This window comes from Rhizobium sp. 42MFCr.1, from assembly GCF_000377185.1.
Taxonomy (GTDB): domain Bacteria; phylum Pseudomonadota; class Alphaproteobacteria; order Rhizobiales; family Rhizobiaceae; genus Rhizobium; species Rhizobium altiplani.
The window spans coordinates 82,717-97,483 of record NZ_KB897834.1; the positions used below are offsets into that span (position 1 = coordinate 82,717).

12 protein-coding genes are annotated in these 14,767 nt (G+C 58.6%); 9 read left to right on the forward strand and 3 right to left on the reverse strand.

Going from position 1 to position 14,767, the window contains the following annotated elements; genetic code table 11:
* Positions 1-38 precede the first annotated feature (38 nt).
* A complete protein-coding gene (locus C934_RS0117505; protein WP_026371875.1) occupies positions 39-3,065 on the reverse strand; it encodes an alpha-mannosidase in 3,027 nt (1,008 codons plus the stop codon).
* 212 nt (positions 3,066-3,277) lie between these two features.
* On the opposite strand from C934_RS0117505, the gene C934_RS0117510 reads away from it, so the two are divergent.
* Complete coding sequence (locus tag C934_RS0117510; protein WP_026371876.1) at positions 3,278-4,414, forward strand: ROK family transcriptional regulator; 1,137 nt, start codon at positions 3,278-3,280, stop codon at positions 4,412-4,414.
* 15 nt (positions 4,415-4,429) lie between these two features.
* Here C934_RS0117510 and C934_RS0117515 read toward each other — a convergent pair whose 3' ends face one another.
* The gene (locus C934_RS0117515; protein WP_018857956.1) at positions 4,430-5,476 is read right to left on the reverse strand and encodes a Gfo/Idh/MocA family protein; all 1,047 of its coding nucleotides are present in this window, start codon (positions 5,474-5,476) and stop codon (positions 4,430-4,432) included.
* Positions 5,477-5,745: 269 nt separating this feature from the next.
* On the opposite strand from C934_RS0117515, the gene C934_RS0117520 reads away from it, so the two are divergent.
* The 7 genes from C934_RS0117520 to C934_RS0117550 all read left to right on the forward strand — a co-directional run bounded on the left by C934_RS0117520 (position 5,746) and on the right by C934_RS0117550 (position 12,546).
* Complete coding sequence (locus C934_RS0117520; protein ID WP_018857957.1) at positions 5,746-7,044, forward strand: extracellular solute-binding protein; 1,299 nt, start codon at positions 5,746-5,748, stop codon at positions 7,042-7,044.
* A 68-nt stretch (positions 7,045-7,112) separates the two neighbouring features.
* The gene (locus tag C934_RS0117525; RefSeq protein WP_018116374.1) at positions 7,113-8,042 is read left to right on the forward strand and encodes a carbohydrate ABC transporter permease; all 930 of its coding nucleotides are present in this window, start codon (positions 7,113-7,115) and stop codon (positions 8,040-8,042) included.
* Positions 8,039-8,881, forward strand: coding sequence for a carbohydrate ABC transporter permease (locus C934_RS0117530; protein ID WP_018116375.1), 843 nt, complete (start codon positions 8,039-8,041; stop codon positions 8,879-8,881). The genes C934_RS0117525 and C934_RS0117530 overlap by 4 nt, the downstream gene beginning before the upstream one ends.
* A 41-nt stretch (positions 8,882-8,922) precedes the next feature.
* Positions 8,923-10,161 carry an ROK family transcriptional regulator gene (locus tag C934_RS0117535; protein WP_018857958.1) on the forward strand — a complete coding sequence of 413 codons (1,239 nt, stop codon included), beginning with the start codon at positions 8,923-8,925 and terminating at the stop codon, positions 10,159-10,161.
* A 31-nt stretch (positions 10,162-10,192) separates the two neighbouring features.
* Positions 10,193-11,047: a sugar phosphate isomerase/epimerase family protein gene (locus C934_RS0117540; RefSeq protein WP_018857959.1), complete on the forward strand. Its 855-nt coding sequence runs from the start codon at positions 10,193-10,195 to the stop codon at positions 11,045-11,047.
* A 22-nt stretch (positions 11,048-11,069) separates the two neighbouring features.
* Positions 11,070-12,140 carry an ABC transporter ATP-binding protein gene (locus tag C934_RS0117545; protein WP_018857960.1) on the forward strand — a complete coding sequence of 357 codons (1,071 nt, stop codon included), beginning with the start codon at positions 11,070-11,072 and terminating at the stop codon, positions 12,138-12,140.
* Positions 12,141-12,357: 217 nt separating this feature from the next.
* Positions 12,358-12,546: a hypothetical protein gene (locus C934_RS0117550; RefSeq protein ID WP_018116379.1), complete on the forward strand. Its 189-nt coding sequence runs from the start codon at positions 12,358-12,360 to the stop codon at positions 12,544-12,546.
* 942 nt (positions 12,547-13,488) lie between these two features.
* Here C934_RS0117550 and C934_RS0117560 read toward each other — a convergent pair.
* Complete coding sequence (locus tag C934_RS0117560) at positions 13,489-13,743, reverse strand: helix-turn-helix domain-containing protein (protein WP_335327570.1); 255 nt, start codon at positions 13,741-13,743, stop codon at positions 13,489-13,491.
* 114 nt (positions 13,744-13,857) lie between these two features.
* Here C934_RS0117560 and C934_RS0117565 point away from each other — a divergent pair, with 114 nt between their 5' ends.
* Positions 13,858-14,745 carry a LysR family transcriptional regulator gene (locus C934_RS0117565; protein WP_018857963.1) on the forward strand — a complete coding sequence of 296 codons (888 nt, stop codon included), beginning with the start codon at positions 13,858-13,860 and terminating at the stop codon, positions 14,743-14,745.
* The last annotated feature ends 22 nt before the right edge of the window (positions 14,746-14,767 follow it).

Below are 14,767 nucleotides of genomic sequence, written 5' to 3' on the forward strand. Positions count from 1 at the left end.
AGCCAGACATGACATCGCCGACCCTGACCCGGCTGCTGCTAGCGTGGCTGCAACCGCCAGGTCCGGATTTCAAAGGGCATGATATCTGCAGGTCCAACACGTTCAATCGGCTCTTCAAGGATGTTCAACGCTCCTGAAGCCTGCCATCCCGACGGCAATGTCAGTGACAGGCGCCCGCGGCGGCCTGCGGGTTCATAAATCCGCAGGATCAGACCCTTTCCCTCCTCGGTCGGCTTCAATCCCGAGAGGGCGACCGGAATGCCCTCCACGCCGAGAGGCGATAATGTGCCCGCCGAGAGACCGCTTGCCTCGATGGTAACGAGTGGCTGATTGAGATCGATCGCCTCTTGCAAAACGCCTCCTTCATGCCATGCGCCCTCATGCGGCATCAGTGCATAGGTGAAGCTCTGTTCGCCTTCGTCGGCAAGTGGATCGGGATAGATCGGTGAGCGCACCAGGCTCATGCCGATGACATTGCCGCGCGCGCTGTGTCCGTATTTGGCGTTGTTGAGCAAAGCGACGCCAAAGCCCGGTTCGCTCAGATCGACAAAACGATGCGCGGCAGCCTCGAACATCGCCTGTTCCCAAGACGTGTTCGTATGCGTTTGCCTCTCGACGACGCCGTAAGCGCATTCGAAGTTGGCGGTGCGCGAGCGCACAGCGACCGGGTTCAGCGTTCTCAAAAGCGTACGCCGGTCATGCCAGTCGATCGTCATCTCGACGTCAAGCCGGCGCGCATTGGCTGTCAGCACATAGAGCTGAGTGACCGTTGAGTTTCGGTACCGGTAGGCGACACGGATCGCGGCACGGTGCGGTCCCTGTTCGACAAGCGTAATGCTCTCAGGCTTGTCGAGGCGGACAGCCTTTTCGGCATAGTCGGCGTCAACGTCCCAGGCATCCCAATTGCGGGGCTTGTCGGCCGGATAGACCCATAGCTGATTTGCCGTGCCATCTATCGCTTCCCTTCCCGATGCCTTGTGGACGAGGCTTGAAACGGCTCCATCCTTGCCGATGACGACCGACAGATACTCGTTTTCGAGACTGTGCGCGGTGGCTTTCAAACTGCCTGCGGGCCCGAGTGTCTTGCGATCAAAAACTGCGACGGAAAGAGGCGCGACTTGATCGGCGCATGACAGAACCGTTCCGTCGGAGAGCTTTGCAGCAAGTGGCCGCGGTGCAAGTGACGGGTTAACCGCAATCAACGCGTCCGACACTCCACCTGACGGAAGATTGGCCGCCAGCGACTTGAGAGCCTTGGCCTGCTCCACCCTGGCATTGTGTATAACCCCGTCGAGCTCCTGTTCGGCATCGATATAGACCTCGCGTATGCTCGAGCCTGGCAGGATGTCATGAAACTCGTTCTTCAGGACGACGCGCCAATCCGCTTCGAGGCTTTGGGGTCTGTCGGCGCCCAGTAGATGAGCGAGTGAGGCGAGCGTCTCTGCTGTTATGAGCGCCCGTTCTGCTTGGCGGTGCTTGCACTTGACGCCGCTTTGCGATGTCAGCGTGGCGCGGTGGAGCTCGAGGTAGATTTCCCCATCCCAGACCGGAAGGTCCTTACTTGCCGCAACGCGGTGCGCCATTTCGTAATAGCCCTTCACCGTGCCCCAGCGTGCCGTGGGGATTGCAGGGAAGTCACGCAGTTGCACTTCGCGTTCGACCATCTCCGGGGTTACACCGCCACCGCCATCGCCGTAGCCGACCGCCAGCAGAGACGTGTCGTGCTGCGTCTTGCCGCGGAAATTCTTCCACGTCGGCACGAAGCAATCCGGCTGCACAAAACCATTATAGCCCTGCATGGGGTTGTCGAAGGTATGGGTCAGTACCTTGCTTCCATCCAGCCCCTTCCACCAGAAAAGATCAGACGGAATATGATTGGTCTCGCTCCAGTTCACCTTGATCGTGAAGAAGCTGTCGATACCTCCGAGCCGCAAGATCTGTGGCAATGCCCCCGAAAAGCCGAAGCAATCCGGCAGCCAGCAGACAGTGTGGCGCAAGCCGAATTGCTTCTCGAAATAGCGCTGCCCGTAAAGCACCTGCCGTGCAAGGCTTTCGCCGGTTGGCATGTTGGTGTCGGGTTCGACCCACATGCCGCCAACAGTTTCCCACTTGCCCTCGGCGACCTTCTTCTTGATGCGCTCGAGAAGCTCGGGATCATCTTCCTCCATCTGCGCGTAATAGTGAGCAGTCGATTGATTGAACCGGAAGTCGTCCGACCGCTCCATCAGCGAAAGCGCGGTATTGAAAGTGCGTCGCATCTTCCGACGCGTCTCGCCGTAGGGCCAAAGCCAGGCGAGGTCTATATGAGCATGGCCGGTCAGTAGCAATTCGCCGTTCGGCGGAAAACGTGTCTGAAGCTCCTTCAGTCGGACAATCAGCGCTTCGAAAGCCGTAGTTGCCAAAGCGCTCTGAGCCTCACTCAAACCGGCCGGATTTACCTGAAGCTCCGGCAGTTCCCAGATCTTCTGCTGCATGACCGCATCGGATGTGCGCGAAATGTAGGATGATGTGTCCGAAGGCCAGTCGAGGCTGCCAAGCGCCTGTTCGGCCGCATCAATCATGTGCGGCACCACCTCGTGGGTTTCGAGTGCGTCTGCCGCCTCGCCGATTTGCCGCAATAGAAGGTGAAGCTTGTGGACCGGTTCATCCAGCCAGATCAGCCGCGCCTTATTGAGCCGCGGTGCCCGGTTCGGCTCTCCAAAGGGAAAGCGCGCGACGCTCTCCGTGGTAATCGAAAACTCCCTGCCTTTGATCGGGAACTCCTGATGATAGGGATCGAGCCCGAATGTCTCGGTCTGGCCGCCAGAATAATGCAACGTGATCAAGCTCTCACCACCGAGATCGAGCTGCAGGCGAATGTCATCAATTGGCCAGTCGCGCGGCGCGCTCACCGATGTCGCGAAATGAACCGTCCCCTTGCGGTGTGGCCAATCCTGATGATGGGCAATCGGCTCGCCCTCAAAGGTCCAGCCGTCGATCAGGACGCTTTGCCTGTCGCGCCAGTGGGCGAGCTCGGCTGTGCGGACCTTCAGACGATCAAGGCGTTGGGCAATCGTGAGAGACATGGCGGGTCCTATCGGAAAAGAAGCAACGGTGGGCGGGGAGAACACGTGGTCGCGCGATTGGGCCGCTGGCATCCGCGTCCCGTCTCCTCCAACCGAGGCGCGTTGCAGCGCTTAGATTAAGTAACTTTGTTTTCGCGTCAAGCGTACAAGAAATAAGTTGCGAGAGTTTTCCTTGTGATACACAAGCATTCAGGTGCTTGGGGAAGACAGTTATGCGGTATCTTCGTTCTGGGCCGCGACGACGCCAACCAGATGAATCGGCCGTTTCGCGGGGAAAAACAATTGGTTTGCGGTCGGGAGAAATCGCAGACAGAAATATCCGCGTCATCCTTGAGGCAATCCGCCGGCACGGTCCATTGACCCGCATGGAGCTCGGCCAGCACTCCGGGCTCACAGGCCCGGGTATCACCAATATTCTGCGCCGCCTCGGCGACGAGGGTCTGGTGACATCGCACCGGCGAAGCGGCGCAGGTAGCGGTGCAACCGCCACCGAATTTGCGTTACGCCCGGACGGCGCATTTTCAATCGGCGTGAGGGTCCGCCAAAGCAGAGGCGAAGCTGTCCTTATCGATCTCAGCGGCCAGGTCCGTGACCGCCAATATTTTCCGCTCGTGCCGACAGCAAGAGTCCCGTCGATCCTTTCAGCCACGCAGACCATGATGGGTCGGCATGCCGGCCTGCCGATCATCGGCATGGGGATAGGGTCAAATGATTGGACTTCGCAAGAAAGCGATGAGCTTGACGCGGCATCGATCGTTGTTCGCAGCCATGTGGAAAATGAGTGCACGGCAAGCCTCCTTGCCGAGCGCACCATTGGCGCGCCTGCCCCCGAAGGTGGACTGTCGATGATCATCATCGACGAAGATGTGCAGGCCGGGTTCCTCGTTCGCGGCGTTCCTTATTCAGGCATGCATGGACGCGCAGGCAGCATCGGCGAGATGCTGACCGGCCCCGACAATGTCCAGCTGAACACAGTGGTCGGCTTCGGCGCCCTGCGCGCCCTCGTCAGTGATGACGAGTTCAAGTGCCTTATCGCGGGCGAGGAGGCGTCTTCCCCTCAGTTGACCCAGTGGATCCGCGACGCCGCAAGCCACCTGCTCGACCCGATCATTGCGATTGCAGGCTTCATCGCGCCGAGCACCATCATGATCGGCGGCGACCTTCCGCGAGGCGCCATCGAGGCGCTGATTCACCAGCTCTCCGTCGAACGCCGTGACACATCCAAAAGGCCCTTCCTGACGCCATGGATTTCGCCGATGAAACCCGCAAGCTTCAGTGGCGGCGGCGTTGCGTTGGGGGCGGCACTGCTACCTTTCCTCAACACCTTGCTGCCGCCCGTTTCCGCCTGACACCGGCGTGCCGGCTCAGGCCAATGCCTCGTCTGCGTGGCTGATGTCGGAGGCAAGCGCCTTATCGAGCACCTTTTGGATATTTGCCGCGCGGCGGAACGAAGGTTCCTGTGTCTTGCCTGCCCGGACGGCCTGCACGAACCGCTGGTAGTTGGTCTCCACCGGCTCGAAGGGAACGTCACGCCATGTCGCGGTGTGAACGTCTTCCTTGAGGCAAGCGCGCAGCGTTGATTTTCCGGTGTCATAGATCATCTCGATCGACCCCGTCTCGCCATAGACCCTGAGACGCAGCTGATCCATCTGGCCGGCGGCAGTTCGTGTCGCCTGGATGGTGCCGATCGCCCCTGTCGTGAAGTCGACATTCATCGTGAAGCTGTCATTCGCATCGAGATCATATTCGCCGATCTTGTCGCCCGGCGCCTTGCTGAAGGTTTTCAGCCGCGCGAAGACATGGGCGACATCCAGTCCCGAGCCGTAGGAGGCAAAATCGACAATATGGATGCCGATATCGCCGAGCGCGCCGTTCGACCCATGCTTCTTGCTGAGACGCCAAAGCCATTTGCTCTCGGTTTTCCAGTCGCCCCAATGGCGCCCGACAAGCCAGCTCTGCAGATGTGATGCCTCGACATGCCTGACCTCGCCGATCTCACCGGCCAGCACCATCTGGCGGCCCTTCTGCAGGGCGGGCGAATTGCGATAGGTGAAGTTGACCATGCCGACCTTGCCCGCTTTTTCGATGGCATCCGTCATCTCCATCGCCTTGATGGCATCGGTCGCCAGCGGTTTTTCGCAAAAGACATGTTTGCCCGCTGCAATGGCCTGAAGCGTTGTCGGGTGGTGGATACGGTCGGGCGTGACGTTGGCGACGGCATCAAACTCGCCCCAGGCAAGGGCTTCCTCCAATGAGCTGAAATGGTTGGGGATGCTGTGCTCCGAACAAAAGACCGAGAGCCGTTCTGGCACGACGTCCACCCCGCCCACGACGCTAACGCCGTCGATCGCCTTGAAATTTAGAGCATGCTGGTTTGCCATCCCACCGGTGCCGAGAATGAGTAAGCGCATCTTTTCCTCCATGGAAGTCACATTTGGCCATAGCCGAGGCAAAGCCTCACCACGCCATTGCGGGTGCCCGAAATGGCTCAATTCTTGTGTGATCGGGAAGTGCGGTCGCGAGCCGCTAACTTGTGTTGAATGTCGCCGGCATCTCAATCCTCCCAAGCTGCGGCTTGACATCAAATCAAAGTAACTTAATCTAATTAATGCAGCATGGAAATGAGGAGAGGTCAACCGACCACCAGGCTGTATCCGTTTAAATGGGGAGGAGACCCATCATGAAGAGAGCGTTCATCAGCGCACTAGCGCTGAGCACAATGTTATTTTCAGTGCCTGCCGCATTTGCCCAGGAGCTCGCGACAAAGGACCGGATCGGCGCTGCCGACGCACCGAAAACTCTCGTCGTACGGCTCACGAACGATAGTCCCAACAACGCCGATCCGGCTATTGCCGAAGGGTATCAGAAACTCTTCGTCGACTTCATCAAGAAGCATCCCGACTGGAAGCTGCAGATGCAGTTCATGTCGGCTGACATCGGTACCGAACAGGCCAAGATGCTCGAGCAGGCCAAGGCCGGAAATGCTCCGGATTGCGCTGCGGTCGACTCCTTCGTGCTCTCCCAGTTTATGGTCAACCACGTCCTCGCCGACTTCACGCCCTATTTCTCGAAGGACGAGATCAACGACCTTTTCCCCTTCATCCGCAACGGCATTACTGACAAGGACCAGACGATCCGTGCATGGTGGTGGGATACGGACCTTCGCGTGCTCTACCGCAACAAGTCGATCGTTGCGGATGCGCCCCAGACCTGGGATGACCTGAAGAAGGCCGGGCTCTCTTCTGTAAAACAGGGCATGGAAGGAATCCTCTTCAATGCCGGTCGCTACGAGGGGTCCACATTCGACTGGCTGGCAAACTACTGGGCCCTCGGCGGCAAGCTCGTCGACGATTCCGGTAAGCCGATCTTCGGTGAGGGTGAAAACAAGGAGAAATTCCTGAAGGCCCTGACCTATTACAAGGACCTCGTTGATTCCGGTGCAGCGCCGAAGCGCGTGACAACCATCGGCAACTATGACGACCTCAACGCCGCGGCGGCGGCCGGAACCACCGCTCTCTTCATCGGTGGCAACTGGCAATATGCCCAGTTGAAGGTCACGCTCGACGAAGACGAGTTCAAGAACTGGACCTTCTCGCCGATTCCCGGCCCAACCGCCGATCAGCGCTCCACAGGAACGGGCGGATGGACAATCGCCTCGTTCAGCAAGGACAAGGACAAGGTGGAGATGTGCGCCAACCTTGCTCGCGAAGTCTACATGGGACCAGCCAATGCGCTGCAGCAGCAGTTGCCGACGCGCAAGTCGCTCTTCGACAAGTATGATGTCTTCGCCACCGAAGCCAACAAGACCTTTGCCGGCGCTCTTGTCGATGGTCAGGCCCGTCCAGGCGCCCCGATCTATCCGGAAATCTCCAACCAGATCCAGATCATGATGGGCGATGTGCTGTCTGGTACCAAGAAGCCGGAAGAGGCTCTGGATGGCGCGTTCAACGCGACGATGGAGGCTTACAAGCGTCTCTAGCGAATGAGATCGCGGCGGCGCCCATGACGGGCGTCGCCGTTCGTGTCAAACCCGGACAGAGAAGCCCAATGAGCCCAATTGCCATCGAGGCTGCCAGCGCGCCTCACAGCAGACCGTTCATGCGCCGTTTTGCCGGGGCACCCTTGCCCTGGATCATGCCCGTGATCGTCGTCATCGGCATCTTCTATCTCTACCCGGTGATCGACGTTTTCCGCCTGTCGTTCACCAATGCAACACTGATCGGCGACAATCCCGTCTATACGCTGAGCACGATATCAAACACGCTGAGATCGCCGCAGCTGCCCGACATCCTGTGGGCAACCGTAATTTTTGTCGGTGGCAGCGTCATCGGTCAGCAGATACTGGGTCTTGCCGTGGCCGTCGTCGTCGTTCGCGGCGAGAAGCGTGGCCTGTTCGGCACGACCATCCTGCGCACGACAGCGCTCGTTGCCTGGGTCGTTCCGGGGATTGCCGGCGGCATCATCTGGCAGATGCTGTTTTCCGAGGCTCCATACGGGGCGCTAAACAGCATCCTGCGGCTCATGCACCTGCCCGTCGTCGCCTGGCTTTCCGATCCGGCAATCGCCCCGTGGTCGGCGCTGATTGCCAACATCTGGCGCGGCACTGCCTTCTCGATGGTGGTCATGTACGCCGCGCTCAAATCGATCGACCCCTCGCTCTACGAAGCGGCTGATGTCGACGGCGCAACAGGCTCGCAGCAGTTCTTCTTCATCACCATCCCCCAGCTGCGCGCAGCCATGCTCGTCAATATGATCCTGATCACGATCATGACGCTCAATACCTTCGATGCGATCATCACGCTGACGGGCGGTGGCCCCGGGCGCGCGACCGAGGTCATCTCGCTTTACGTGTTCAATATCGTCTTCCGCAATTACGATCTCTCCGGCGGAAGTGTGCTCTCAGTTCTGATGCTGATCATCAGCCTCGGACTTGCCTTCGTTTACGCATCGTTCCTGCCCAAGGAGGAACAGCAATGAGCAGGCGCACCGGCACGCGCTCCGGCGATTTCCTGAGCTACCTCTTCATGTTGGCGATGTTCATCTTCTTCGCCGGCCCCCTCAGCTATCTCCTGTCGATGGCCTTGCGTGACAAACGCGAAATCTATCGCGGCGTGGCACGCTATATCCCGCACAACCCCACCATCGACAATTTCGCAACAGTGCTCAATAACAGCTACTTCCCGCTTTATCTCTGGAACGGGCTGAAGCTTGCCGCGCTGAGCGGTCTCGGCGTCCTGATCGTCGCCTTGCCGGCCGCTTACGCCTTCTCGCGGTTCCAGTTCCGCGGCAAGGGGCTGTCGATGATGGGTCTTTTGCTCTTCCAGATGATCTCGCCGCTGGTCATCATGGTGCCGCTCTATCGCTACATGAACCGTCTCGGTCTGCTCGACACACATTTTGCGGTGACGATGGTCTACATTGCTCTTGGCGTGCCACTCGCGACCTGGCTGTTGAAAAGCACGGTCGACGGGATCCCCCGCAGTCTTGACGAAGCGGCCATGATCGACGGATGCAACCGCTTTTCGGTTTTCTGGCGGATCGTCCTGCCGCTGTCAGCGCCTGGTATCGCTTCCGTCTTCATCATCACCGTGATTGCAGGCTGGTCGCAGTTTCTCGTGCCCTTTCTTCTGCTCACACAAAACAATCTGATGCCGATCGGCGTTGGAATCTTTAACTTCCGTGGCATGCAAACCGACTCGTCCATCCAGCTGCTTGCGGCCGCCTGCCTGATCTCCGTCGTGCCCGCGATCGTGGCGTTCCTGTCGCTCCAGCGGCTGATCCTCGGTGCCATGACCAGCGGCGCGGTAAAGGGGTAGGGACGGTTTGCGTTTCCGTGGCTGATCAAGGATTCCGATTCATGAACCAGATAACCGGCACCCGATTGTCCCCCGACCTGACGGGGGCCAATGTTGAGGATGCGGGCGAGCACAACAGAGCCGTTGTGCTGCGCTGTATCCACCGGCAGGCACCGATTTCACGAGCCGAGATCGCCAGGCAGACCGGTTTTACCAAGCCGGCGATCGCCCGGATCGTTGATCGCTTGCTTGACGAGGGACTGATCATTGAGGCTCGCCGCCGGCATGGGCTGAGGGGCCAGCCGGCAATAGAGCTCGAGATCAATCCCGACGCCTTCTTCGCGATCGGCATCAACATCGACCGCGATCACCTGACGATCCTCGCTGTTGATGCCGTCGGCAACGTGCGCGCACGCGTCCACCACGAGAAACGCTACGTGCGCCCGGCCGAATTCATGCAGCTGACGGCCGATGCGATATCGCATTTCCAGCGAAGCCGCCTGATCGACGACGCACATCTGGCCGGAATTGGCCTTGCGATGCCAGATTGGCTCGGCGAAATCTCGTTTCTCGGCATGCCTGACGACTACTCCGACTGGATGGAGTTCGACGTACGCGCGGCACTTGAAAATCTGACACAGCATCCGGTCTTCATCGAAAATGAGACGAATGCCGCAGCCCTTGCCGAGCTTGACTACGGCCTTGGAGCGGAAAGCCGCAGTTTCTTTTATATCGCCATCAATGCCTGCCTGGGCGGAGGCCTCGTGCTCGATGGCAGCGGCCATCGCGGCGCCATGGCTCTGAGCGGCGAAATCGGTTGGCTGCCGATTGCCAATGACCGGGACAAGACCGCACAGAAGGTCGATCTGCTTGGCGAAAAGGTGACGCTCTTCTTCCTCTACAAATTCCTGGCGGAGCACGGCATCCGTGCGAGCGTACCCCAGGACCTTCTTGCACTCGACGCGCATGGCAGGGCGCTTGTTTCGAGGTGGCTTAAGGAAATGAGTGCGCATCTTGCCATTGCGGTCAAGCATATCGGCATGATCGTCGACCCCGACGCCATCATTATAGGGGGCCGACTTCCGATCCGCATGATCGACGAGTTGCTACGCTATGTTCACGATCATCTGACGGCAGGAGACATCACTTTGCCTTCGCTGCATCGCGCCTCGCTCGGCGAGGACGCCTCAGCGCTTGGTGCGGCAGCGATGCCAATGGGGGCGGCCCTGATGCTGGCATCGGCCGACGCCGTTCAACGCACCCGTTCGCCCCTCAAATTCATGGATCGCCTGAACAACTGAAGCAGCCGGCAATGCCACTGGGAGGATTTTGATGAGGATTGGGTTTTATACGTCGACATTCAACGATCGGCCGCTTGAGGAAGTAGTGGAGTTCGCTGCCTCTGCCGGTTTCGACGCAATCGAAATTGATGTCGGCGGCCATATCAAGACGCCGGAGAGGGTGCGGGCCGCCGTAAAACTCGCTCGCGACCACAATCTCTTCGTCTCCTCTATCACCTACTTCGGCAATCAACTCGACAGCGATCGCGGCAAGCGTAGCGAACTTCGCGCCAGAACGGAGGATTTTGCTGAGGCGATCGGCGAAGCGGGCGTGCCGATCTTTGTGATCTTTCCCGGACGCGACGACAATGCTGATGACGAAGCCAACTATGATGGTTTTGCCGAGTTCGCCAATCGGCTGATCAGCAAGACGGCAGCAAGCGGTCTCATCTTCGCAATCGAGAACTGGCCGGGCCCCAAGGACAACTTCATTGGAACCACGCCGAAGGGCTGGGAAGAGCTCTTCAAGCGGATACCCGACCGGCGCTTTGGTCTCGAATTTGATCCTTCGCACCTTATCCGCATTGGCATTGACCCCTACGCCGCGATGGACGCAGTCAGGGATCGCATCGCCATCCTCCACGCCAAGGATACCGCAATCGATGCGGCCACGCAGCAGGTCGTCGGCTATCACGGCAAGGGTTGGTGGCAGTACAAGCTGCCAGGCAAGGGCCTCCTCGACTGGCCGCGGTTTCTGCGCCAGGCCCGCACCAACGGCTTTACCGGCACCCTTTCGATCGAGCACGAGGATGCCGCCTACGGGTGGCCGGGCAAGGATCTCGAAGCACGAAAAGAGGGCGAACGCCTTGGCCTCGCCTATCTCAGAAACGTTTTGAACAAGCTTTGAGAGCGACCCCGGGAGGACGCAAATGGCCCATGTCAGAGTGAATAACGCGCGCAAGGATTATGGCGCCTTCAAAGCCATCAAGGGCGTTTCCGTCGATATCCGCGATGGTGAGTTCGTCGTGCTCGTCGGGCCCTCGGGCTGCGGCAAATCCACCCTGCTCAGAATGATCGCCGGTCTGGAAGATATCAGCTCGGGCGAGATCCAGATCGGCAAGCATATTGTCAATGAGCTGGCGCCAAAAGATCGCGACATTGCCATGGTGTTTCAGAATTACGCCCTCTATCCGCATATGACGGTCGCGAGGAACATGGGCTTCTCATTGCGGCTGAAGCGCATGCCGAAGACGGAAATCGATCAGCGTGTCGGCAACGCTGCCAAGATCCTGGGCCTTGAGGCCCTTCTCGAGCGCTATCCGAAGCAATTGTCCGGCGGCCAGCGGCAGCGAGTTGCGATGGGCCGCGCGATCGTTCGCGATCCTGCCGTCTTCCTTTTCGACGAACCTCTATCGAACCTTGACGCCAAGCTCCGTGTCCAGATGCGATCCGAGATCAAGGAGCTGCATCAGAGGCTGCAGACCACGACTATTTATGTCACGCACGATCAGATCGAGGCGATGACGATGGCGGACAAGATCGTCGTGATGAAGGACGGGTTGATTGAACAGTCGGGGTCGCCGCTTGAGCTCTACGATCGCCCGAACAACCTCTTCGTCGCCGGTTTCATCGGTTCCCCAGCAATGAACTTCATCAAGGGAAGCATGACGAACGAGGGCTTCCGGACAGAGGACGGGCTCGTCCTGCCAAGCGAGCGACGCCCGTCCGGCGCCGTTACCTACGGCATTCGCCCGGAGCACATCAGGCTCGACCCCAATGGCATCGAAGTGAAAACTGTTGTCGTTGAACCGACGGGCTCGGAGACGTTGGTGATAGCCCGCCTTGGTACCCAGACGATCAGTTGCGTCTTTCGTGAAAGGATCAGGGCAGCCCCCGACGAGGTACTGCGGATTGCTCCGGTCCACGATGCAGTCCACCTGTTTGACGAGGGTGAACGGCGCATCACCGCAGGCGAACCGATGTTGACCACGTGTACGTGAAAGAGGGTTGCCGCGGCGAACCTTTGTGCGAGATTGCCTGATGGCAATTTCGTCACCGCCTGTAGGTCAACCGGCTTGGTTCCGGCGCTTCGTGTGAGAAGCTTGGTACGTGTGTACCAAGACCGTAGTGGTTTTTCGCACCAGTTCACGGGACCGTTGGGATAGTTGCACGTCCGACCGAGGTCTAGAATTGCCCCGGCTTCCGGGGGGCGGTGTTGTGACCGAGACAATTGCGCAAGAATTGATCTTCACCTTGCGTGTTGCGCAAGAGATTGCGTCGCGCGAAAGCCCCGACTATGACCTCGTTCTGCTTTTCATCCAGAAAGCCCTTGAGGTGGCCACGGAAGTGGCGTCGCGTCACGGCATCATGGTCGATTTCGATGATGTCTCGGAACGCGAGCATTGAGCGCGCGGTCGCGGCCGTTCGTCCTTAGCAAAGACCGAACGTCGTCGACCCAGGGGGCGGTGGTCATGTCCTGGGTTGGCTCACGGTTAATTCCGGCGTTGTCGTCCTTCTCCAAATCTGCCTTTTCTTCGACAATTTGAGGCCGGGGATCTTATTTTATTGCAAGCTAATGTGCGCTTCGATAGCCTCTCCACGTGGGGAGGACTCAAATGCAAAACATCGATTCGACTGTCGCCGAGCCAATCATGACAACGAGGGTATGGAGTATCGCGGATTTTTGCTTGCAGCACCGTTTGGACGGCAAGGAAGAAGCAAGGCTCACGGCTTTGTTTGGCCAATTCGCGACGACCAGTGAGCTGGTTCACAACGTGACGCGCAGATCGCGGTCAAGGTGACAAATTCGGCCGACAACCGCTCAGCTTAAATTTCATTCGACCTTGCTGACCGCGAAGCGATCCCAGGAGCGGTCCACGCCGCCGTGCGGCATACGGACCGCCGTGCGCGTAAACACTTATCGCTGGGGATGCGCCAAGCCAACCGTGGCTCTTCGACATAGTATTGGAGAAGCGGCTCGGCTCCGGCGTTTCGCGTGAGAGCCATAGTACGCTCGTACCAAGACCGTAGTGGTTCTTCGCAATATTTCACGGGGCCGTCGGGATTGTTGCGCGTCTAGCATTGAGAGCGCGCGGTCGAAGCAAATTCGCCATGAGCTCCAACCGCACACCCGTTGCTCCGGAGGGGCTGGGGTCCTGGCTCCAAAAGCAACGTGCTGGAAGTTAAGCGTTCATGGTTAATTTAGTATTTACGCAATTACTAATGTGCGGAAAAAGGCCCCGCTGTCGCGGTTGCAGAGCAGTCGCGCGTATGGCCAAGAAACTAACGCAATCGGGAAATTCTTTGAAATCGGAGGGCGAGAGCCGTTTTCTTTCAGGCGACGTCCATTTACGGCAATGAACTGCAATCAATTTCCGCTCGATGCATTAGTTCATACGGGTCCACGCCGATCGCCTTGCTGACAAGCAAAAACTCTGCGGTATCCAATCGTCTTTCTTCAGTCTCGATCTTGGAAATCACGGTCTGCCGCTGGCCGATACGTCTTCCGAGCTCCACCTGAGTAATGTTGGCCCTTCTCCTCGCTTCAACAAGAAGTTCAATCAATCGTCGGTAAAGTATGCGGTCGAATGAGGACAATGCCAAATGCCAGTTGAAATTTCACCGGCACTTCCGATAAAACCGATTTTCGAATACCCCAAAATAGGGTATCGTCAGTTTCGTAATCGCGACGAGAAATGTTCGGGGGAAGCAGCTTTCATGGAATTGCGTCAGCTATCCTATTTCAAAGCAGTGGCCGAGGAGCTCCACTTCGGCCGGGCGGCAGCCCGGATGTGCATTGCCCAGCCGGCCTTAAGCAATCATGTGATGTCGCTGGAAAGGGAGCTTGGCTGTCCGCTGTTCATCCGCTCGACCAGAAGGGTGGAGCTGACCAGGGCAGGGGAGACCTTCTATGATCGCTGTGTGCGGATCTTAAGCGACATCGACCTGACCACCGAACTGACCCGGGCAGCCGGCGGCAGTCGCATCCGCCAGATCAGGATCGGCAGCATCTACCCGGCCACCATGGGCATGCTGCCGACCTTCCTTGCCAAGATCGCCCGCAAGTATCCCGATGTCCGCATCCACATCGCCTCTGGCAATACCGGCGAGATCATCCGTGGCCTGGAGACCGGCCAGCTCAATTTAGGCTTCATCCGGCCGGTGGAAAACATCGGCTCCTTGCGCTTCGTCTCGCTTGCGCATGAGCGCTACTACCTGGCGGTCGGCCATGCCAATCCGCTGGCTGCCAGGGAGGAGATCAGCATCGATGATCTGCGCACTCAGAAGATCATCGCCTTTAACCGGCAGAACCTGTCGTTCACCGAACGATACTTCAATGAGAAGTTCGCCGAATACGACCTCACCGCCAACATTGCCTTCAGCTGCGATGACACCTATGCGCTGGTGTCGCTGGTCTCTGCCGGGCTTGGCATCGGCTTTGCGCCGGAGTGGACGCTTGATCTTCCCAATCGCGGCTTCGAACTGAAGAAGGTAAGCGGGATCGACTTTAGGATCGGGCTTGGCATTGCCTGGAACAGAGAAGACCCAACCGCTGGGCGCGATGACATCGTCGATATTGCTCGGTCGCTGGCAAGGCGCGGCTGACAACACAGACTAACAGATCTAG